General features: G+C 63.6%; 19 protein-coding genes. 9 read left to right on the top strand and 10 right to left on the bottom strand.

Going from position 1 to position 20,676, the window contains the following annotated elements; all coding sequences use genetic code 11:
* Positions 1–23: 23 nt before the first annotated feature.
* From ABH922_RS09210 to ABH922_RS09190, 5 genes are all read right to left on the bottom strand, one after another.
* Complete coding sequence (locus tag ABH922_RS09210; RefSeq protein ID WP_424806623.1) at positions 24–1,595, bottom strand: ABC transporter substrate-binding protein; 1,572 nt, start codon at positions 1,593–1,595, stop codon at positions 24–26.
* Between the two features lie 117 nt (positions 1,596–1,712).
* Complete coding sequence (locus ABH922_RS09205) at positions 1,713–3,971, bottom strand: acyl-CoA dehydrogenase family protein (protein ID WP_424806622.1); 2,259 nt, start codon at positions 3,969–3,971, stop codon at positions 1,713–1,715.
* 257 nt (positions 3,972–4,228) lie between these two features.
* A complete protein-coding gene (locus tag ABH922_RS09200; protein ID WP_424806621.1) occupies positions 4,229–5,293 on the bottom strand; it encodes an LLM class flavin-dependent oxidoreductase in 1,065 nt (354 codons plus the stop codon).
* 165 nt (positions 5,294–5,458) lie between these two features.
* A complete protein-coding gene (locus ABH922_RS09195) occupies positions 5,459–6,196 on the bottom strand; it encodes a winged helix-turn-helix domain-containing protein (RefSeq protein ID WP_424806620.1) in 738 nt (245 codons plus the stop codon).
* Between the two features lie 257 nt (positions 6,197–6,453).
* Positions 6,454–7,413, bottom strand: a complete 960-nt coding sequence (locus tag ABH922_RS09190; RefSeq protein ID WP_424806619.1) for an NAD(P)H-dependent oxidoreductase — start codon at positions 7,411–7,413, stop codon at positions 6,454–6,456.
* 347 nt (positions 7,414–7,760) lie between these two features.
* Here ABH922_RS09190 and ABH922_RS09185 point away from each other — a divergent pair, with 347 nt between their 5' ends.
* The 9 genes from ABH922_RS09185 (at position 7,761) to ABH922_RS09145 (ending at position 15,746) form a co-directional block, all read left to right on the top strand.
* Positions 7,761–9,005, top strand: a complete 1,245-nt coding sequence (locus tag ABH922_RS09185) for an acyl-CoA dehydrogenase family protein (RefSeq protein WP_424806618.1) — start codon at positions 7,761–7,763, stop codon at positions 9,003–9,005.
* The gene (locus tag ABH922_RS09180) at positions 9,002–10,351 is read left to right on the top strand and encodes an NtaA/DmoA family FMN-dependent monooxygenase (RefSeq protein ID WP_424806617.1); all 1,350 of its coding nucleotides are present in this window, start codon (positions 9,002–9,004) and stop codon (positions 10,349–10,351) included. The genes ABH922_RS09185 and ABH922_RS09180 overlap by 4 nt, the downstream gene beginning before the upstream one ends.
* A 66-nt stretch (positions 10,352–10,417) precedes the next feature.
* Positions 10,418–10,915, top strand: a complete 498-nt coding sequence (locus ABH922_RS09175; protein ID WP_424806616.1) for an RrF2 family transcriptional regulator — start codon at positions 10,418–10,420, stop codon at positions 10,913–10,915.
* 77 nt (positions 10,916–10,992) lie between these two features.
* On the top strand, positions 10,993–11,925 hold the full coding sequence (locus tag ABH922_RS09170) for a transporter substrate-binding domain-containing protein (protein ID WP_424806615.1): 933 nt from the start codon (positions 10,993–10,995) through the stop codon (positions 11,923–11,925).
* Positions 11,922–12,908 carry an amino acid ABC transporter permease gene (locus ABH922_RS09165; protein WP_424806614.1) on the top strand — a complete coding sequence of 329 codons (987 nt, stop codon included), beginning with the start codon at positions 11,922–11,924 and terminating at the stop codon, positions 12,906–12,908. Before ABH922_RS09170 ends, ABH922_RS09165 begins: the two co-directional genes overlap by 4 nt.
* The gene (locus tag ABH922_RS09160; RefSeq protein ID WP_424806613.1) at positions 12,905–13,681 is read left to right on the top strand and encodes an amino acid ABC transporter ATP-binding protein; all 777 of its coding nucleotides are present in this window, start codon (positions 12,905–12,907) and stop codon (positions 13,679–13,681) included. Before ABH922_RS09165 ends, ABH922_RS09160 begins: the two co-directional genes overlap by 4 nt.
* Positions 13,682–13,718: 37 nt before the next feature.
* On the top strand, positions 13,719–14,441 hold the full coding sequence (locus ABH922_RS09155) for an alpha/beta hydrolase (RefSeq protein ID WP_424806612.1): 723 nt from the start codon (positions 13,719–13,721) through the stop codon (positions 14,439–14,441).
* The gene (locus tag ABH922_RS09150) at positions 14,438–15,301 is read left to right on the top strand and encodes a sulfurtransferase (RefSeq protein WP_424806611.1); all 864 of its coding nucleotides are present in this window, start codon (positions 14,438–14,440) and stop codon (positions 15,299–15,301) included. The genes ABH922_RS09155 and ABH922_RS09150 overlap by 4 nt, the downstream gene beginning before the upstream one ends.
* Before the next feature lie 157 nt (positions 15,302–15,458).
* Positions 15,459–15,746, top strand: a complete 288-nt coding sequence (locus tag ABH922_RS09145; RefSeq protein WP_424806610.1) for a muconolactone Delta-isomerase family protein — start codon at positions 15,459–15,461, stop codon at positions 15,744–15,746.
* An 89-nt stretch (positions 15,747–15,835) separates the two neighbouring features.
* On the opposite strand, the gene pdxS is transcribed toward ABH922_RS09145, so the two are convergent.
* The 5 genes from pdxS to pgsA form a co-directional block, all read right to left on the bottom strand.
* Positions 15,836–16,744 (bottom strand): pyridoxal 5'-phosphate synthase lyase subunit PdxS, encoded by a 909-nt coding sequence (pdxS, locus tag ABH922_RS09140; protein ID WP_424806609.1) that lies wholly within the window; start codon positions 16,742–16,744, stop codon positions 15,836–15,838.
* Positions 16,745–16,899: 155 nt separating this feature from the next.
* Positions 16,900–17,922, bottom strand: a complete 1,023-nt coding sequence (locus tag ABH922_RS09135; protein ID WP_424806608.1) for an NUDIX hydrolase — start codon at positions 17,920–17,922, stop codon at positions 16,900–16,902.
* On the bottom strand, positions 17,919–19,046 hold the full coding sequence (locus ABH922_RS09130; protein ID WP_424806607.1) for a glycosyltransferase family 4 protein: 1,128 nt from the start codon (positions 19,044–19,046) through the stop codon (positions 17,919–17,921). The genes ABH922_RS09135 and ABH922_RS09130 overlap by 4 nt, the downstream gene beginning before the upstream one ends.
* Positions 19,043–19,945 (bottom strand): phosphatidylinositol mannoside acyltransferase, encoded by a 903-nt coding sequence (locus ABH922_RS09125; protein ID WP_424806606.1) that lies wholly within the window; start codon positions 19,943–19,945, stop codon positions 19,043–19,045. Before ABH922_RS09125 ends, ABH922_RS09130 begins: the two co-directional genes overlap by 4 nt.
* Positions 19,942–20,601, bottom strand: coding sequence for a phosphatidylinositol phosphate synthase (pgsA, locus tag ABH922_RS09120; protein ID WP_424806605.1), 660 nt, complete (start codon positions 20,599–20,601; stop codon positions 19,942–19,944). The genes ABH922_RS09125 and pgsA overlap by 4 nt, the downstream gene beginning before the upstream one ends.
* Between the last annotated feature and the right edge of the window lie 75 nt (positions 20,602–20,676).

The raw sequence follows: 20,676 nt of genomic DNA, 5'->3' as shown, positions 1-20,676 counted from the left end.
GTTGACGGTGTTCGGTGGGAGTTCTAGTGCTCGATCCACACGTTGGTGTAGTCGATGTTTCCCGGCGTGTACGGCATGTGGAGCTTCTTGCTCAGATACCGACGTGTGTTCGGAAAGGCGGAGATGACGACCGGTACGTCGGTCCACTGAATCTCGGCGATCTGGTCGACGATCTTGGCCCGCTCGTCCTTGCCACTCGTTGCGTCGTACTGATCGAAAAGTGCGTCGAGTGTCGGATTGCTGTAGTGCGATGCATTCCACAACGCCCCGGTGCGGTACAGGTTGTCGTTGAACTGCGACGGGACAGGCCGTGAGCCCCAGTACGAAATCGTCGCCGGAGCCGAAAGCCAGGGAGCATTGTCGCCGTCGGCGAAGTACTCTGCGCTCGAAAGGATTTGAACATCGACGTCGAAATTGTCGAACTTGCGCAACTGCTGCTGGATCAGCAGCGCGTGACCTTCTTCGGTGGAACTGGTGGTGATCGTGAACTTGATCTTACGATCAGCGAGCAGTTCCTTCACTTTGTCGGCGTTGGCATTTCGCTGCTCGAGACCTGTCGGCGTCACCGGGTAGATCGAGCTGTACACGGTGTCGTTGCCCTCGATGGACTGCCCGTCGTAGAGTTTTTCCGAGATGGCGTCGCGATCGAGAGCCCACGCCACGGCCTGACGAACTTTCACGTCGTCGAACGGAGCGGTGTCGACCCTGAAGGCGAACGCCGAGAATCCCGTCGTGGGATCGCTGGTCACATTCAGCTTCGACTCGTCCAGTGCAGAGGTGAGATTCGACGAGATCGGCTCGCCGTACAAACCGTCCACCTCACCGCTCTGGAGAGCGAGCACTCGCGCCTGCTGGTCCTTGAAGAACTTGTACTCGACGGTCTGCAGATAGATCTTGTCCGAATTCCAGTACGAAGGATTCTTCTCGAGTGTGACACCCTGACCCGGCTTGAAGGCCTTGACGGTAAACGGTCCCGTCCCGATGTAGCTGTTCTTCCACGACCCCACCTCGTAACTTGCCGGGAGGATCTGGGTGTTGTTTCCCGCAACCAGTACCGGGAAGTCGGCGAACGGCTTCTTGAGGGAGAACACGACGCTTTCGCCCTGCGCCTGCACTGTGTCCAACAGGCCCGCGAACGAGCCCTTCGCCGGGGAGGTACTGCCAGGGCCGATTATCCGGTTGTACGTGGCAACCACATCGGCAGGCACCAAGGTGGAACCGTCGTTGAATTTGACGCCCTCACGAATCTTGAAGGTCCAGTTCAAGTTGTCCGGCGTAGCGCTCCACTCGGTTGCGAGAACCGGCGAGGCCTCGAATTTGTCGTTGATGATCGCCAGCTTCTCGGTGACCGAGTCGACCACACCGGTACCACCGGGGCTTGCGGTGAGCACCGGGTCGAGGTCACCCCCCGGATCGACGACGCTGGTGCGTAGTGTGCCGCCGGCCTGTGGGGTACCGTCGCCTGCCGGTGCAGACGAACTTTGCTCGACCGTGCTGGTGCAGGCGCTGAGCGCCAGTGCCGCGACCAGTACTGCCGGGACGAGGGTGCGGCGCAAGGCGGATACGCGCGAGCGTTCCGCATCGTGTCGGCGCATGAAAGTTCTCCTAGTGAGGTGAATCGTGAGGTGTGAACCCTGAGGAATGAAACCCGAGAAAGGAAATTCCCAGATGTGAACGACTGAAGGACAAGAGATCTGCACTTCGTCACCGGGTCAGTGCAGTGTTCGCCGGTTTCCGAAGTAGTAGGCCCCGCTGAGTAAGGCGTCACCGGACTGGTGGTACTTCCAGATCATCGTGTCGTGCAGACTGTGTGTACGAATATCGCGCCAGAATCGATCCAGGCCCAATTCGGCCCGACTGGACGACGCCCCGGCCAGAGCGAACAGTTCCGACGCGATCTCCAGTCCGATCTCGCTACCGAGTGCCTCGGTCTCCGCGGCCGCAACGGTGGCCGCGGACACCGATGCCGCGCTCTGCTCGACGCGAGCGATATCCACCAGATCAGCAGCGCGCGCCAACGCGCTCTCCGCGATCGCGAGGCGGGCTGCGAGCCGTCCGTAGCGGCGGACCACGTGCGGGTCCTCCACCACCGATTCGATAGCCAAGTCCTTGGACGGTCGAGCCTTGGTCAGTACGTAGTCTTTGGTCGCTGCCAGAGCTCCGGCCGCCAAACCGATGTTCACAGCGCCGTGAACGATGTTTCCCTTGGCCCCGGTCAGTTGCGAGCCCTCACCGGCACGCCACTGCGCAATGACGTGGTGTTCGAAGACGCGTACACCGGTAAAGGTCGCCGATCCACTTGCCGTGGTGCGCTGGCCGATACCGGACCAGTCGTCTGCGATCTCGACTCCCTCGGCCGTCCGGTTGACCAACGCCGACGCCCGATTGCCGGATGGATCCCGCACACTGACCGGGATCCAGTCCGCGCTGTAGGACCCGGTGGTGTAGGCCTTGTGGCCGTCGACAGTGAAGCCACCGTCCGGCGAGTGGATGAGCCGAGTTCGAATGTCACCGGCCGCTCTGGTGCCGAGTTCCGCATTGGCGTTGCCGAATCTGGCTCCGCTCAACGCTTCTGCGAAGAAGTAACGCTTCTGTTCCGGCGTGCCGGAGAGCGTGATCATTTCCAACGCGCCGAAGTGCGGTTGAAGGATCTGAGCTACCGAACCGTCTGCGGTGGCGATGGTGCGCACCACTTCGGCGATCGTGGCCGTCGGTGCGTCCGGTCCGCCGAACTCTTCCGGCACCGTCAGCCCCAGCAAACCGGTTCGGGCAAGATCGCTCAGTTCGCTGCCCGGATGTCGGCGATCTCGATCTCGCTCCACGGCGTCGATCGTCAACCGTTCGGCAAGACGTTCGGCGGCAGCGACGGCCTCACCCCGATCACGCAGTACCGGCACCGGTGCCTCGGCCGGCGTTGTCGATGCGTAACCTTCATCGGCGGCGGAATCATCGGTCAGCAATCCCTGCCCCGCAATCGCCTCGACCCACGCCACCGAGTGGCGCAACGTCGCACGGCGCAAGTCCGATGCCGCCGCCCACAGGTCCTCGACCTGCGCTGCCCCGGCACCTACCAATTCCGGTAGTTCGGTGTAGACGGTGGTCACGACATGCGACGCGGCGGAGTACAGCAGCGACGCATCCGCCGACCGATCCGGCGTCGCAGCGGAGGCCGTATCGCTCAACAATCGCCCGGCGGCATGCAGTTCCGCACGAAGCCGACCGAATCTGACAATGACGTAGGGGTCGTCGATCAGCCGCTCGTACGTACGGCCGGACCACGGCTTTCCCTCGTTCGTGGCCGCCGCCGCAGCAGCAGCGAGCACACGCTCGGCAGCGCCGAGCAGCGCTGCCGACCACAAGATCGAGGAAATGCCCCCGCCGACACCCGAACCGCGCAACAGTTCGGCCTTCGCGACGGCAGCGCCGGAGGCAGGTGCCGATCCGTCGTCGGACGTCACCAGTGCCGTGCCTCTGGACCCGGCGGCGGTGTCGACCGGGACGACGACCAGGCGCGGCTTCCACGAACTGCGGACGTCGGAGACCGCCACTCGATCACCCTCACCCAACCCGGAAGGGTCTGCGGCGCGCACGGCAACACCCACCGCCAGGCCTGCGGCAGTTGCCTGTTCGACCAAAGACGCCTGATCCGCGGTTCCGAACCTGTCGACGTGTACGACCGCTTCCACCAGGTCGGCCGCATCGCTTGCCGCGATCAGTGAGATCGTCGCGATCCGACGCACGAATTCCACAGCGGCCGCGAAATCGAGCGGGGCGAGAAATCCGAGCGTGGAAATGAGGCCCGCGCCGCGCAATTCCCGGGTGAACGTCGACTCCTGCGCCGGTGTGAGTCGCCACCCGGAGAACTCGGCGGCCCACCGATCGAGTATCGATTCGAGTGTGGAGTTGTCGCCGCCAGGCTCGGCGTCGGGTATGCCGTCCACCACTGTGGGCGTTGCGTCGATAGTGGTCACGATTCTCTCCTCGAATGTGGACTCTGATGCGAAGACCCGCGGCAGGTCCGGTGAAATCTTTGCGACAGTCGATGTTTGGTCACCGCTCGGGTGACTGGAATCAGGATAAGAAGCGAGATCTCCTGCTCCCCATAGTTTTTGTCAGGCTGAGCGAATGCCGACCAATCACGTTCCTCCGTACCGGCCGCGTATTCAACTGCTGGACCTGCACTTTCACGAGATCATCAGTGATGCGCAACCACCGGTGCTCGGATGTTTCAGTCTTGGAACACACCGTACGTCGAGCGGGGTTGCGCCTGGTCCTCGCCGCCGGACAACGCAGGTGCCCACCCCAAATGCGGCGCGATGCTCTCGACGATCTCGTCGATCACATCGACTCGATGGGCGTGCGATGCGGTACCGAAATGCACTGCCACCTGCAGATCCGTGACGTAGGCGAATGCCGGGAACGAACGAATGGATTCGACGATGTCCGCAGCACTTCCGTAGTGGACATTGGCGCCCGCGGCCTTCTCCTGCAAGGTGTTCGCGTGCGGAAGCCAATCCCTACCCCACGCGTAGGTTGCCTCCACCTCCTCGGCGATCTCGGCGAGCGCCAGCTCACGGGTAGCTGCCGGATGAACATGGACGACCAATCCGACTCGTGCGGTGCCCCCTGGCGCTGCCGACGAGTGATACGCCCGAGCCGTCACCTCCGCGGGGACGGTCTGGGTGGATCCGATCAACACACCGTTTCCGCGGGCGGCGATGTCGTGACCACTCTGTTCCGTCAGCGCGGCTTCCCACATCCGATCGACCAGAGTGGGGGCCGACGGATTGAGCCTGAACTCGGGATCGGTGGGATCGAGTGGTTCTCCGGCGAGCGCACCGGTCAAGATGTCGAGAGACCGAAGATAGTCGGCTTTGCGCTGATCGGTGTCGCCTTGTCGCAGCATCCCCAGAGACCGGGCCACCGCCGGATGACCGCCGTTGGCCACACCGAGTTCCACGCGCCCGTTCGAGAGTACGTCCAGTACCGCGGCGTTCTCGGCGACACGCACCGGATTCTCGAGTGGCAACGTCACGACACCGGTTCCGAGGCGAATGTTCTCGGTTCGCTGGGCGACAGCGGACAAGAACACGAACGGTGACGGTAACCCGCCGTCGAAGCTCGAGCCCTGACGCCGGCCTCGGAAGTGATACTGACGAACCCAGGCGGAATCGAAGCCGAGCCGATCCGCATGCGCGAACAAGTCGACCATATCGCGGTAGACGAGTGCTTGGTCGCCGCGTTCCCGCAGGTCCGAATGTAATGCCAGACGTATCGGCGATCGGGTGTTCATATGGTTTTCCTCTCGTTTCGAGAGTTACACCAAAGCGCACGACAAGTTTAAATGTCAACTTGAGCAACAGTTTTCACAATACAGAAATGTCAACCGTTGATACGTGACAGAGTTGAAACACAAGAACGACATCGCGTCGCCCGCCACCGTGCACTGCCGCCGATGTCAGACCCGCCCGGGTTCTGCCCGCAGTCGAAATCCCACACCACGTTCGGTGACTATCATCGAACCTGCGGAATCGCCCAGCTTGTGCCGCAGGCGATGAATCAGGGAATCGATCGACCGACTCCGGCTCCCTTCCCAATCACCTACCGCCACTTTCAGTTCGTCCTTGGTGGCCACCCGCCCACTGGCACCGATCAGCTCGCTGAGAACTATGTACTCGAGACGAGTCAGCGCCACGACGCGATCGCCGATCGCCACCTGCTGCCGGACCTGGTCGACGACGAAGCGAGGCGCTCCCGGCTCGACGAACAGCCCGGTCGGGGTGAATTGGGGGACCACGGGCAAGCCTGCGGCTCGCCATCCCACGAATCCGCCGACGACATCGGTGGCCCGGTGCAGGCCGATCGCCTGAAGACTCACCGCCGCAATGGACGACACCGAGCCGTGGGGGCAGATGAGCACAACCCGAAGATCATGATCGGTGGCCAGTGGTATCCGGAAATCACTGCGAGGATCGAGTCGCCATTCGAGCACGTTGCGTTCGAGCACCAACGAACCCGGAATGTGTCCGTCCGAACGTCGGAAGTGTTCTTGTCTGATGTCGACGAGCAGTGCACCGCCGCGCAACTCCGCGAGCGCCTGATGCGCGGTGAGTCGGTCGAGCTGAGCTCGGGACCTCGCGGCGATGTCCTCGATAGTGGGTATCTGCGAATGCTCGTGAAGGGGTCGAGCGACCATCGGTAGCGTCCTGGGCGGTTATCGGAGCAGTAGATAGATATAGATGTGATCAGGTATCTCGTGCGAACATCGCCGCGAAACCTCATGCATCGTCGACGCAGCACTTCGTTCGACTGCGCACAAGGACACCTCTGTCATGGTGTGATCGTATCCACGCCCGATCGCCGTCACTGCCGCGTCGGCGGCCGTCCGCGACGTCGCCACAGGTCCACGGGTGACCGGTGATTGAAATCTTGATGAACAGAATCCGTTGGTCCTCAACCCAATGCGCCGGCGCCCTCGGACACCGGGCCCATCCGAAGCTCGGACGCCAACGCCGCTGCGCCCCCGCGAATGTGGGACACCTGGCGATAACCCAACCGCACCAACGTGCGGGCGAACTCACTCGAGCCCCGCTCCGAATTGCAGACGACGACAACGGCGCGATCGATCCCCACCAGTGGGCGCGATTCACTTCCGTGGTTTCCGAATACCGCCTCGACGTCGGACTTCTGTACGTGCACGGCACCGGCGATCAATCCGACACCCAGAGTCGGGTTGGATCGGACGTCCACCAGGAGCGCACCAGCACGCACCGACTCCAGCGCGTCGCCTGCATCGAGCAGCTGCGCGGCCGAATCGGCCGCACCATTCGCGCCGTCGACGACGAGCCCGCTCTGCAGGTGCCCGAGGGCATCCTCGACCATCTGATGCGCGGCACCGTCGAGCGCGACGGAGCACGCGTTGCGAGTGATGTCGTAGACGCAGACGTGAACGCCTGGCCCGACGATGTCACCGGACAGTGAGCGGATGATCGGCTCGATGGCGCGCCGATTGTCGTCGATCCCCGTCGGCGCGGTACCTGCGGACAGCGCCAGAACGGACTTACCCGCGAACGCGTTCTCCGGCAGTAACTCCAGGAGCGAACGCGTCGTGCCGCTGTAACCGGCTTTGACCACCGGCGACAGAACGACCACCGCATCGGCAGCGTCGGCGACGGTAACCAGGTCGTCCACAGTCCGATCGGTGGTGTCGCCGTCCAGCAGTGCGGTGGCCGACACAGCTGCGGCATCGACGAGGAAGGTCGTGTGCCCGCTGGTTTCGAGACTCTCGGCGACGAATTCGGCGAGCGCGCGCGCCGGGGAATCCGCAGAACGAGAGCCGACCAACAGTGCGATCAGGGACACGAGAACCTCCGAAGTGAGCATGACGGGTGCGCGTGGAACGTGATCCAACACGCTGCCATGATCACCATTCCCTATCACCCTGGTAGGGCAGTAGAGATTCGATCACGGTGATTCTATCGATGCCGTCCGCGGTCGATCGGGCTCTCGGAATCGAACCGAGCGCACTCGATTTCCATGCGGACCGGATCGACCGTCTGCGGCGATGAACTGCACTGATTCGGATTCCGACCGGGCTGGAATCTTCGGCAGCCGGACGGGCCGAACAGCCGGCCGATCGGCCCGTTGACCCTGCGGACGACGGAGCCACCACCCTCGTCGCCCGTTGATCCCTACCGCCACGGTAGGTAATGATCTGACCGGACCGGACGCCCGTCCGATTCGCGACAGGAAAGAAATCGATGACCACGGAAAGTGTTTTGCACGTGGATATTCCACTACCGATCCATCAGGGCACCCCCCGAGATCTCGGCGACGCCCTACACGCGGTGGCGAGCATCAGCGCCGCAGTCACCGCCCGTGTCGTCGATTCCGACGGCCCGCACCCGGAGACCTTCGCCGACCTCAAGCGCGTCGGACTCCCTGGCTTCGTAGTGCCCACCGTGTACGGCGGTGGCGGCGCCACACTGACCGAGGCGTCGGCCGTCATCCGCGCTTTGGCGGCTGTCGACGCCTCGGCGGCTCTTGTCCTGACCATGCACTACATCCACAGCACCCGCCTGCTCTCCCCCACCGACCCACCGGAACCCCTCGTGCGCCTCGGTCGCCGGCTCGCGGCGGACAATCAGCTGCTGAACTTCGCAGCCAGCGAAGGACGCAGCGGCGCACCCAGTCGAGGGGGCGCTGCGACGACCACTGCTCGCCGCGACGACGCCGGTGGATGGATTCTCGACGGACGCAAACGGTATGTCACCGGTTCGATCGGACTCGACGTAATTCTCGTCACCGCGACTTCCGTCGATTCCGAAACGGCGGAGTCGACCACCCACACCTTCGTCGTGGACACCGCCGACCCCGGAGTGCGCATCGAACACACCTGGGACACCATCGGACTGCGGGGCTCCGCCTCCAACGACGTGGTGCTCGACAACGTCCGAGTCGGGGCAGAGGCCGCCGTCACGGCCTACGACCCGAACACCAATGCGGAGACTGCCGATACTTTCTACAACTGGTGGTCCTTGCTACTGGCCTCCATTCACCTCGGTATCGGTACCGCGGCCCGGTCCTACGCCCTCGGGTTCGCAGCCGGCGCTCGCGACGACGGAAAATCCGGCTTACGCAGCGAACAACCACGCACTCGTGAGCACGCAGCCGCGGTAGAACTCGCACTACTACAAGCGGAAACCCTGCTGGACTCGGCGCTGCGCCGGTCGTCGGCGGAAGGCACGACCCGGCCCGGGCTGGGTCCGGCAGTGAAATTGCTGGTACATCGGCACGCCACCGAGGCCGTCGACCATGCGGCCCGCCTCGTCGGCGGAGCATCAGTCTGGAACGACTCACCGCTCTCTCGATACTTCCGCGATCTACGAGTGGCCATGTTCAATCCGCCGAACGACGATGTGGTGACCGATCGCATCGCCGAAGTGATCTTCTCCCCCGCCGCCGGGACTCTGCTCGTCGGCCCCAACCGAGAGGCGTCCCGATGACCGAGTCGGCTCAGATGTCGTTGCACTTCAACATCAGTGGCGTCGGTCATGCGAACTACGCCTGGCGGCACCCGGAGAGCTCCACCTCCCGCGCTCTCGATCTCGACTACTACATCGAGATGTGCCGGGTAGCCGAGCGCGGCAAGTTCGATTCGATCTTCATCGCCGACACCCCGGCGCTCAGACCCGACCTCAACGACGCCCTCGCCAACACCCCCTTCGAACCGATCACGCTGCTGTCGGCGATCGCCGGTGCCACCCGGAATGTCGGTCTCGTACCGACCGTGTCGACCAGCTATTGCGATCCGTACACTGTGGCGCGGCAGATCGCGTCGCTCGATCTGATCAGCGGTGGCCGCGCCGGCGTCAACCTGGTGACGTCGGCAGGCGACGCGGTAGCCCGAAATCACTCTCGCACCAGCCATATCGATCATGCCGAACGCTATGACCGCGCCCACGAATTCGCCGAGGTGCTGCGCGCCCTGTGGTCGAGTTGGAGCCCGGACGCGCTGGTCATGGACCGGTCGAGTGGAACGATGATCGCCGACGGTGCGATTACCCCGGCCGCGTACTCCGGTCGGTTCTTCGACGTCGCCGGACCCTTGACCGTTCCGCCGTCACCACAAGGTCGACCGGTGATCGTCCAGGCCGGGGCGTCCACCGACGGGATCGACTTCGCCGGCGCACACGCCGACGCGATCTACGCCCGGTCGATGTCGATCGAGGAAACCGCCGACACCCGCCGCAAGGTGAAGGCCAGTGCCGTTGCACACGGACGGGCCGCGTCGTCGGTGAAGGTGCTGCCGGGAATCGTTCCCTACGTGGGTAAGACGGGCGCCAAGGCCCGAGCACTCGCCCGGGAGATCGAAGCGCTCACCCTCACCGGTCCGGGAATCATCGCTCAACTGCAGGGGATGCTGGGAATCGACCTGACCGGCTACGGACTCGACGACGAGGTTCCGCTCGACCTGCTGCCGAACCCCGAAGAATTCAACGGATCGGTCACCGGCTTGCTGAACCTGCGGGAACTGGCATCCGGGGAGGCCCGTACCGTCGGGCAATTGGCGCGCCGGATCAGTGGGCGAGCACCGTTGGGTATGACGGCCCTCGTCGGAAGCGGGGTCGAGGTCGCGGACACACTCGAACACTGGTTCCGGAGCGGAGCTGCGGACGGATTCAATCTGATGATGCCAATCGCGCCGGGTGGAATCGAATCTTTCGTGGACGAGGTGGTTCCGATTCTTCAGGACCGCGGCCTTGTCCGGAACGACTACACGGGTACCACACTTCGATCGAATCTGGGAATCGAATCGGACGCCCCGGCAACTGCCGATTCTGTCCGATAACGGTGCGCCGCACCATCGACGAACACTGACGGGCATTTCACACGACGACGGAAAGTGGTGCGCCACATGCGTATATCAGCAAAATCCGACTATGCTCTGCGCGCCCTGATCGAACTCGCGGCACATCCTGACGGTCTGGTCAGCTCGGAACATCTGGCAACCAGCCAGCAGATTCCACACAAGTACCTCGAAGCGATCATGTCGGAACTACGGCAGACCTCGTTCGTGTCCAGCCAACGGGGCACCGGCGGCGGCCATCGACTCAAACGTCCCGCCCGCGAGGTTCTGGTCGCCGATGTGTTGCGCGCGCTCAACGGGCCGTTGGTCGCGATCCGCGGCGAGTGTCCTCAGGATCTCGGATACAACGGCAGCGCCGAAAATCTGCAGTTCGTGTGGGTGGCGATGCGTGCTGCGCTGCGTTCGATTCTGGAAACCGTCACCTTGCAGGACATTCTCGACGGAAACTTCCCCGAGTACATGCAGGACTTGATCAAGGCCCCCGATGCGTGGGTCAGTCATGTCTTCGATCCGAAGCAACCAACAGACATCACACCGGGGCGGTGACTTCCGCCCGGTGCTTTCGGACGACTCGTCCGGAAGAACATCACCTTTCGATCCCTTTCATTCGTACAGGAGCAGTAGTGAAGTCTTTTCGTGCAGCATTGACATCGAGCGCCGTGGCCGTCGGTCTGGCCGTATCCCTCGTCGCATGCAGCTCTTCCGACACGCCCGACACCACCACCGCGGTGACGTCCGCCGTCGAACTCCCCGAGGCATCGTTCAACCAGGCACTGCACGATTCCCTTCCGTCCGAGATCAAGGATTCCGGCACCCTTCGCCTGGCCGGGTTCCAGTTCCCGCCGTACGCCTACTACAGCGAAGACGGAAAGACCTTGCAGGGCATGTACGTCGAGGTGGCACAGTCGTTGGAAAAGGTCCTCGGCGTCAAGATCGACTTCAACGTCGAACCGTCGATCGGTGACGTCACGACCGCCCTCAAGAGTGGACGCGCCGACGCCAGCCTGTCCTCCCTGGCCGATCTCCCGACCACCGAGGAAACCTTCGACTTCGCGGACTGGATCCGCGAATACGTGATCTTCATGGTGAAGAAGGGCAACCCGAAGAACATCACCGACATCGATTCCACCTGCGGCACGAGTATCGCGACCCTGCAGGGCGGACCGTCGGAGAAGGTCCTTCAGACCAAGACCGAAGAATGCACCAAGGATGGAAAAGAACCCATCAACATCCTGACCTTCGCCGACCAGAACACCGCTGTACTCGCAGTCCGCTCCGGTCGCGCAGATGCCGCTTTCTCCCAGCAGATTCCGTTGACGTACTACGTCTCGCAGGACTCCAACTTCGAACTCGCCGGCGTCAACCAGGCAAACGGATTCCCCAATCTGTATTTCGGTGCGTACGCCCTCAAGGATCGGCCGATCGTCGATGTCCTGCTCGGCGCCTTCGAATCCCTACGCACCGACGGCCTCTACGACGCGTGGCTGACGAAGTACGGCATCGAGTCCAACAACCTCGACGATTTCGGCATCAACCTCGCCACCCAGAGTCGATGACCGTACGTATCTCCGACAACGGGGTCGATTCCGCCGGACCGAACTCGACCCGTGACACGCCGTCGCGAAACGTCGACGTCGCCGCCGCTGCTGCGCGGCGCCGACCGGGACGGCTGCTACTCGGCACCGCGGTGGTGGCGATTTCGGCGGCGCTTGCCGTCGCGATTGCCCGAAACCCGAGCGTCGAGTGGTCCGTGGTCTTCCGTTACCTGACGTATCCGTCGATCCTCGAAGGTGTCTGGACCACCGTGTGGTTGACGGTGTCGTCGATGGTGCTGGGCACTGTCGGCGGAACGATCCTCGCGCTGTGCCGGAACTCCTCCAATCCCCTCGTGCGGCTACCGGCAGATGTGTACGTGTGGTTCTTCCGGGGCACACCGCTCCTCATCCAGTTGATCTTCTGGTTCAACTTCGCGATCTTCCTGCCCCGGGTCGAGATCGCGATACCGTTCACCAACCACTACATCGTCTCCGAGTCGACGAATGACCTGATCAAACCTCTCGTCGCCGCTTTGCTCGGACTGGCTTTGCACGAGGCCGCCTACATGTGCGAGATCGTTCGGGCCGGCATCCTGAGCGTCCCGCACGGCCAAACCGAAGCCGCCTCCACCCTTGGACTCACGTCGAGTCAGATCGCCGGACAGATCGTCCTGCCGCAGGCGATGCGGGTGATCATCCCGCCTGCAGGCAATCAGGCGATCTCGATGTTGAAGGCGACGTCGCTGGTCTCGGTCATGTCGGTCTTCGACCTGTTCTACTCGGCGCAGACGCTCTACACCAACAACGGAAAGATCATTCCGCTACTCGTCGTGGCCGCCCTCTGGTACCTGGCGCTGACGAGTGTCCTGTACGTCGTCCAATCGCGGATCGAGATCCGCTACGGACGCGGAGTCACCCGGCGCCGTACCGATACCGGTACCGGTACCGGTACCAGCCGACTCTTCGGGCGTACCTCGTCGCGACAGTCAGGAGTCACCCGATGAGCGCACCACTGGTTCGAGTTGCGAATGTCAGCAAGAGCTTCGGCTCGCTCGAGGTTCTCCGGCACGTCGACATCGACGTCCAACGAGGGGAGATCGTGGTCGTCATCGGCCCCTCCGGCTCCGGGAAGTCGACGTTGCTGCGGGCAATCAGTCAACTCGAGGCCATCGACAGCGGAGCCATCTGGTTCGCCGACGAACCACTCGGAGTCCAGTGGAAGGGGGATCGTCTGGTTCGGATGAGGCCGAAAGACGTCACCCGTCAACGACGTCGTACCGGCATGGTGTTTCAGCAGTTCAATCTGTTTCCACACATGAATGCGCTCGAGAACATCATCCACGCCCCGGTCAAGGTACGGAAGCTCGCACCTGCCGCAGCTCGCGAGCTCGGGCTGGGTCTACTCGCCCGCGTCGATCTCGAAGACCGCGCCGAGCACTACCCGTCCGAACTCTCCGGTGGCCAACAACAGCGCGTCGCCATTGCCCGCGCACTCGCGATGGAACCGGATCTCCTACTGTTCGACGAGCCGACTTCTGCCCTCGACCCCGAACTCGTGGAAGAAGTACTTCACGTGATCCGAGATCTCGCCGAGAACGGCCAGACGATGATCGTCGTCACTCACGAGATGGCGTTCGCCCGCAAGATCGCATCACGAATCGTGTTCATGGACAACGGAAGCGTCGTCGAACAGGGCGCCCCCGACGAGGTGCTGGCGAGTACCAACCCCCGGTTACGTGGATTCCTCGACGCCCAGCAGACAGCGCACCATCCCTGATCTCCTCGCCACGCGAGACATAGAAAGACATTTCACCATGCCAGACATCACCCCTCCCACGGTGTTCTCCCCACCCCCACCGGCTTCGACGCGCGGAGCCGTCCGAATTCTCCTCGGCCGCGGCGAGACCGCAGCGGTGTACGACAGATTCGCACGCCGTCTCGCCTCCGACGGCTACCTGGTCGTCATCGCGGATTCCACGGAAACGGTACTCTCGCAGATCGAAAACATAAGCCCGGCAACGCTTGTCGGAATCGACTCCGGAGCGCTGGACGCTGTCCACCTGCTCAACTCCGATCCCGACACCGCCGACGCCCTGATCCTGGTCGGACTACCCGGATCGAACGATCCCGCGGTCGGCGACTGGTCCGAGGAAATTGTCGCGAGAGCCGGCTGCCCGACACAGCAGAGACGACTACGCGAGGACGCCATCGTCACTCCCGACAGCCTTGTCCGGGAAAGTATTCCAGCTTTCGAACGCCTGACGGTCGACGTGCCCGTCCTCGCTCTGCACGGCATCGACGACGTGATCAGTCCGTTCGACCTCGCCGAACCGCGCTACCGAGCGCTCGGCGATATCCGACTACACACTGTCGCCGACGGGCGGCACGACGTCCTCAACAGCATCCACCATCGAACCGTCGCGGCAGCAGTGGTGACGTTCCTCGAAGAAGTTCGCATCGACCGTACGGGGCGCACCGCCGTGCTGGACAGGCGCCAATCGACATCGTCGGCAATCGACACGACAGGCGAAAAATGACGACCACCTTGATATCCGCACATGAACTGGCAGAAGCACTCGACGACCCCGAGCGAAAGATTCGCGTCCTCGACGTGCGCTGGCGGGTCGATCGGCCGGACGGGTCGGACGCGTACGCAGCGGGGCACGTTCCCGGCGCGGTGTTCGTCGACCTCGACGAAGATCTCTCCGACCACTCGGTCACCGGACGCGGCCGGCACCCACTGCCGAGCGCTTCGGCAGTGCAGTCGGCATTGCGACGCTGGGGAATCGAGGACGACACATCCGTCGTCGTGTACGACGACTGGAACCGAGCCGGTTCCACCCGCGCTCGATGGGTCCTGCGGGCTGCAGGCCTCGCCGACGTCTCGGTACTCGACGGCGGGTGGACATCGTGGAACGACGCCGCACTTCCCACCGAGACCGATCCTCCGGTGATCACCCCCAGTCGTATCACGGTCGCCCATCTCGATCTCGAACACGGCGCGCAGACGACGATCACCGCTGACGAGGCAGGCGCCCTCGCCGCCACCGGTAATCTCCTCGATGCCCGAGCCGCAGAACGATTCCGGGGCGAGGTGGAACCACTCGATCCCGTTGCCGGACACATTCCCGGTGCCCACAACCGTCCGTTCGTCACCCTCCTCGACGACAACGGCGCGTTCCGCTCGCCCGCCGAGCTACGTTCGGTGTTCGAGGCCTACGGCTTCGACCGGGACACGCGAGTGGGTGTCTACTGCGGCTCCGGCGTCACGGCGACCGTGGTGCTCACTGCGCTGGAAATTGCCGGCTACCAGCGCGGTGCGTTGTTTCCGGGATCGTGGTCCCAATGGGCGTCGGAATCCGATCGCCCGACAGAACGGGGCGAGCGTCCGATCTGATCGCCGGCATCGAACGCAGCCGTCGGCACCGGATTCCTCACCGGACCGGCGGTGAAAGGCCGCGCCTACCCTGTGGGAGCGGACAGGTCGTGGCGGACAGGCCGGACCGAGGCAGATGATGGTGGCTACGGCTGCAACTCGAGACGGAGACACCATCATGCAGGAATTCCTGGTCTACATCACCACCACTGTCCCGGACGACACGGATCAGTCCGAAGTGGATCGACGACGCAGCGCGGAAGCCGTACGCGCCAAGGAACTCGCGGCCACCGGGCAGCTCGCGCGGCTGTGGCGTCCGGCCGGCGAGGTACGCAGCATCGGGGTGTGGCGAGCCGAGAACGAGGATGATCTCCACACCCACGTTCTCGGCTCGCTCCCGCTGCGACCGTGGATGAGCATCGCCGTCACGGCGCTCGAACCGCATCCGAACGATCCGGGCCGGTAGCCCGTGCGCGACGGACGAGTGTGGCGATCGGTGAGGTCACGGCACCCGACTGCCACACCCACCTTCGGAGTGCGGTCAGCGACCGAAGATCACCAACCGCGCTCGGCGAGGCGATGTCCGACCGGAAGATCGTCGACGTTGATGCCCACCATCGCCTCACCCAATCCGCGGGAAACCTTGGCGAGCACATCCGGGTCGTCGTAGAAGGTCGTGGCCTTGACGATGGCCTCGGCGCGCTGTGCCGGGTTGCCCGACTTGAAGATTCCCGATCCGACGAAGACACCTTCGGCGCCGAGCTGCATCATCATCGCGGCATCGGCAGGGGTGGCGATACCACCGGCAGTGAACATGGTGACGGGGAGTTTACCTGCCTTCGCGACCTCGACGACAAGTTCGTAAGGCGCCTGCAAATCCTTCGCGGCCACATAGAGCTCGTCCTCACTGAGTGAGGTGAGACGACGAATTTCGGCACGGATGGTGCGCATGTGGGTAGTGGCGTTGGAGACGTCTCCGGTGCCGGCCTCACCCTTGGAACGGATCATGGCCGCACCCTCGTTGATACGACGCAGCGCCTCACCGAGGTTGGTCGCCCCACAGACGAACGGAGCAGTGAACTTCCACTTGTCGATGTGGTTGGCGTAGTCGGCGGGAGTGAGTACCTCGGACTCGTCGATGTAGTCCACGCCCAGACTCTGCAGAATCTGCGCCTCCACGAAGTGACCGATGCGAGCCTTCGCCATCACCGGGATACTGACGGTGGCGATGATGCTGTCGATCATGTCCGGATCACTCATGCGAGAGACGCCGCCCTGCGCGCGGATGTCCGCCGGGACCCGCTCGAGTGCCATGACGGCCACAGCCCCGGCGTCCTCGGCGATCTTGGCCTGCTCCGCAGTGACGACGTCCATGATCACACCGCCCTTGAGCATCTCGGCCATGCCGCGCTTGACCCGCGCGGTGCCGACGGTGGTGGTGGAATCAGACTCGGGGGTGCTCACGGCAAAACTCCTGCAATAGTGAGGTGACGAACGGAAGCGAGGCACGGTGATTCCACAACACAGGTTGCGAGGTGCCTCTGTGGAAGACAGTAGAACCAACCGGCCTTCGATTCCGTAGCCAATTCACCATTGCTGGCCTTGAACCCGCGCCGAACTCAGGTGATCGCGCGGACTTCTGGATCCTCGGCGCCGTCGGCTACCGTCACTGCCTCCGGGAGCAGCTGCGCCAGATCGATCGGATACACCGGTTCACCGGATGTCGACAGCTCGACGATCGTGGCCGCATCGCACCAACGATGCCCGGTGATGGCACGCTTTTCCAGTTCCGTGTGTCCCTTGAACACCGGTTCGAATCCCCTGGTCCGAGTAGCGAAGAACAACTCCTCCGAGCGGATCAGTTCGCCGTCGAACGGGAAGATCGCCACCCGGCGCCACAGCGGCCCGCGCAGATCACTCGGCGTCACCACCAGTCCGGTTTCTTCCGCGACTTCCCGCACCGCGGCGCCGCGTAGATGCTCACCGCGTTCGAGACCACCACCGACGGTGAACCAGAAATACTTGCCCGGGATCTTCGGATCGTGCCCACGAAGGAGCAGCACACGATCCTGGTCGTCGATGAGCAACACTCGCGCCGACGTCCGCGACGTATCCACGGTGATGCCCTCCGGAACCGCCGCAGCGGTAGTCCGCTCCGAGATCTCGAAGTACTGCGGCAACTGTGCCGTGCCACCGAGATGGAGGAGCCGCACCATGCGGCGAGTGCGAAGAGCAAGCGTGTCGCGTACGACGTCGTTGTGGAAACGCCGTGCGATCAACACCCGCGCCTCCGAATCGGCCAGTTCGGCCACCAACTGCGGACGCAGCGATCTGGTTCCGTACGCAGCCAGCGCATTCGACAACCGGTTTTCCGCCAACTCACGGTCCACCCGATCGGCTCGCTCAGCCGTGTCGGCCAACGACGCGAACCGACGAGCGTCGTCCTCGCTCATGTCCACCGCAGCGGCGCGCACCACAGCCGCTCGGCGGGAGAGTGCCGCGTCGAGGGCCAACCACGACTGATCCGATCTGACGTGCAACCGGTCCAAGCGGTTCGCTGTCGCGTACGCCCACAGTCCGACGACGAGGACAACCGCGGCAACGAGACCGAGAACGAAGATCGTCAGTGCGGAAAAAGTCACGACCCCACCACCCGAACACCGGTACCACCGACGGTGACGGTCTCGTAGACGCGCAAAATCTGCTCCGCGACCACCGGCCAGTCGTACTCGGAGACCACACTCGTCGCGGTATCGACCAGAGCTCGGCGCCGGTCCGGATCACTCAACACCGAATCCACTGCCTCCGCCAGAGCTTGCGAGTTCCCGATCGGAACCAGCAGACCCGCCTGACCGTCACGCAACACCCGCCGGAACGCGTCGAGCTCGCTGGCTACCACTGCCGTCCCGGCCGCCATCGCCTCGACGAGCACGATGCCGAAACTCTCTCCGCCGAGGTTCGGGGCACAGTACACATCGGCGCTGCGCAGAGCCGACGCCTTCTCCTCGTCGGTCACCTGACCGAGAAGCCGCAGATGCCCGAAGTACTTGCCGGCATCCTTGCGAAGTTTGTCCTCGTCGCCGCGCCCGACCACAATCACCTCGAGATGAGGATGCTTCGATACCAACTCCGGCAACGCCCCCAGTAAGACAGCCATGCCCTTGCGTGGTTCGTCGTATCGTCCGAGAAACAGAATCGTCCCGCCGTCCCGGGGATAGCCTGGTAACAGATCGGCCTCGGCGAAGGCGGCGACGTCCACCCCGTTCGGGATCTCCACCGCGTCACTGCCCAACGACTCGACCTGCCAGCGTCGAGCCAACTCGGAGACGGCGATCCGGCCACTGATCTTCTCGAGGTACGGGGCGAGAACTCCCTGAAAGGTACTGAGCACCAACGACTTCGTGGTGGAGGTGTGAAAGGTCGCAACGATCGGGCCTTCGGCGATGCGCAGTGCCAACATCGACAGGCTCGGGGCGTTGGGTTCGTGGATGTGCAGAACGTCGAAGCCGCCGTCCGCGATGAACTTGCGAAGCCGTGAATTCGCGGTCGGACCGAACGAGAGCCGAGCGACCGAACCGTTGTACGGGATGGCTACCGCTTTCCCGGCGGACACCACGAATTCCGGCAGCGCGTCGTCGTCCGACGACGGCGCCAACACACTCACCTTGTGCCCACGCTCGAGCAACACCTCGGCCAGATCCACCACGTGCGCCTGCACCCCACCGGGTACGTCGAACGAGTACGGGCAGATCATGCCGATCTTCATTCACCCTCCATGCGGGCAAGCCGCGACTGTGAGAGATCCGAACGCCACAGCGGCTGCAACATGTGCCAATCCGCCGGATGGGCGGCGATGTTGACCGCGAATCGATCCGCCAACGCCTGCGTCGCGGACTCGACTCCACCCGAGACGTCGATCGCGGGATCGATCTTGAAACCCCACCCACCGGGAGTGAACCAACAATGCACGGGCAGCAGCGGTGCACCGGTGTCGATGGCGAGCTTCGCGGGCCCGGCGGGCATCCGCGTCGGCTCACCGAAGAACGTGACCGGAACACCCTTCTTCGCCAGATCTCGCTCCCCCAACAAACACACGATCTTGTTCTGATGCAGATGCTTCGTCAGTTCGACGAAGGGCGGATGCTCCCCGCCACTGAGCGGGAAGATCTCGAAGCCCAGGCTCTCGCGGTATTCGACGAACCGCTCGTAGAGCGATTCGGGCTTGAGCCGCTCGGCCACCGATGTCAGACCGCCCCACTGCTGCACGCACCACACACCGGCCATGTCCCAGTTGCCGCTGTGCGGCAACGCCAGCACGGCGCCCCGCCCGGCCGCCTTCGCCTGCTCGAGATGCTCCTGCCCCTCGACGTCCGCCGCCAAGGCATTGCCCGTCGCTACCAGATCCATCGACGGCAACCGGAATGCCTCACGCCAATACCTGGCATACGAGCGCATCGAATCCTTGACCAACTGGTCCGGTACATCCTCCGGTGACGTACCGAGTACCCGCGCCAGATTGCGACGAAGTTGCTGTGGCCCGCCCTTGCGAACCGAAAAATCCGCGCCGACGTCGAACAACTTCACGGCCACCTGCTCCGGCAAACTCCGCACCAGACGCCACCCGGCGGCGTAGCCCAGATCCGTCGCACGTTCGGCGAAGCTCACGTGTCCGCCCCGCTCTCGGACTCAGTCGCCGTCGACGTGATCGGGAGAAGTTCTCGCGCACCCGGCGAGTTCCGTACCGCCAACACACGTTGGAACACCGTCACCACACTGCCTGCCGCCAACAGCCACATCGCGATGTGGATCGCCCACGGCAGACCCATCCCGGTCAGCCCTGCACCCACCAGAACGATGATCAGCCGGTCCGGTCGCTCGATCAGGCCACCGTCGGCAGTCAGCCCACTCGCCTCCGCACGCGCCTTCGCATACGAGATCACCTGTGACGTCACCAGGCAGATCAGCGTGGCAACCAGCAGCCACTTGCTGTTCTCGTGATAAACGGCCCACCAGGCCAGACCGGCAAAGATCGCGCCGTCCGCCACCCGGTCGCACGTCGCGTCCAGCACAGCCCCGTAGCGGGTACCACCGCCACGGGCGCGAGCCATCGCACCGTCCAACATGTCGAACATGACGAAGAACCAGATGAACATGGTTCCCCAGAACAGATGCCCGGACGGAAACAACGTCACGGCACCGACAACGCTCGCAACCGTGCCGATAATCGTGACCGCATCGGGCGTCAAACCTGTCTTGACCAGCGCCTGACCCATCGGTGCCGTCACCTTGGACACCGATGCGCGTCCGAAGAAGCTCAACACCGCACGAACCCTCCCCGTCGTGAGTCCCGAACTGGAACTCGTTGCAGCATTGCATCCTGCCATGTCGGCAGCCGC

The sequence above is a fragment of the Rhodococcus sp. 27YEA15 genome (genome assembly GCF_049739425.1).
Classification (GTDB): domain Bacteria; phylum Actinomycetota; class Actinomycetes; order Mycobacteriales; family Mycobacteriaceae; genus Rhodococcus_F.
Note: the sequence above shows the minus strand (reverse complement) of the source record. Positions and strands in the feature narration are given on the sequence as shown.

Coding starts and splice junctions, on each gene's coding strand:
- ABH922_RS09145 (WP_424806610.1), top strand. CDS start 15,459: ATGCAGGAATTCCTGGTCTACATCACCACCACTGTCCCGGACGACACG.
- ABH922_RS09150 (WP_424806611.1), top strand. CDS start 14,438: ATGACGACCACCTTGATATCCGCACATGAACTGGCAGAAGCACTCGAC.
- ABH922_RS09185 (WP_424806618.1), top strand. CDS start 7,761: ATGACCACGGAAAGTGTTTTGCACGTGGATATTCCACTACCGATCCAT.
- ABH922_RS09175 (WP_424806616.1), top strand. CDS start 10,418: ATGCGTATATCAGCAAAATCCGACTATGCTCTGCGCGCCCTGATCGAA.
- ABH922_RS09165 (WP_424806614.1), top strand. CDS start 11,922: ATGACCGTACGTATCTCCGACAACGGGGTCGATTCCGCCGGACCGAAC.
- ABH922_RS09200 (WP_424806621.1), bottom strand. CDS start 5,293: ATGAACACCCGATCGCCGATACGTCTGGCATTACATTCGGACCTGCGG.
- ABH922_RS09155 (WP_424806612.1), top strand. CDS start 13,719: ATGCCAGACATCACCCCTCCCACGGTGTTCTCCCCACCCCCACCGGCT.
- ABH922_RS09210 (WP_424806623.1), bottom strand. CDS start 1,595: ATGCGCCGACACGATGCGGAACGCTCGCGCGTATCCGCCTTGCGCCGC.
- ABH922_RS09195 (WP_424806620.1), bottom strand. CDS start 6,196: ATGGTCGCTCGACCCCTTCACGAGCATTCGCAGATACCCACTATCGAG.
- ABH922_RS09180 (WP_424806617.1), top strand. CDS start 9,002: ATGACCGAGTCGGCTCAGATGTCGTTGCACTTCAACATCAGTGGCGTC.
- ABH922_RS09160 (WP_424806613.1), top strand. CDS start 12,905: ATGAGCGCACCACTGGTTCGAGTTGCGAATGTCAGCAAGAGCTTCGGC.
- ABH922_RS09130 (WP_424806607.1), bottom strand. CDS start 19,046: ATGAAGATCGGCATGATCTGCCCGTACTCGTTCGACGTACCCGGTGGG.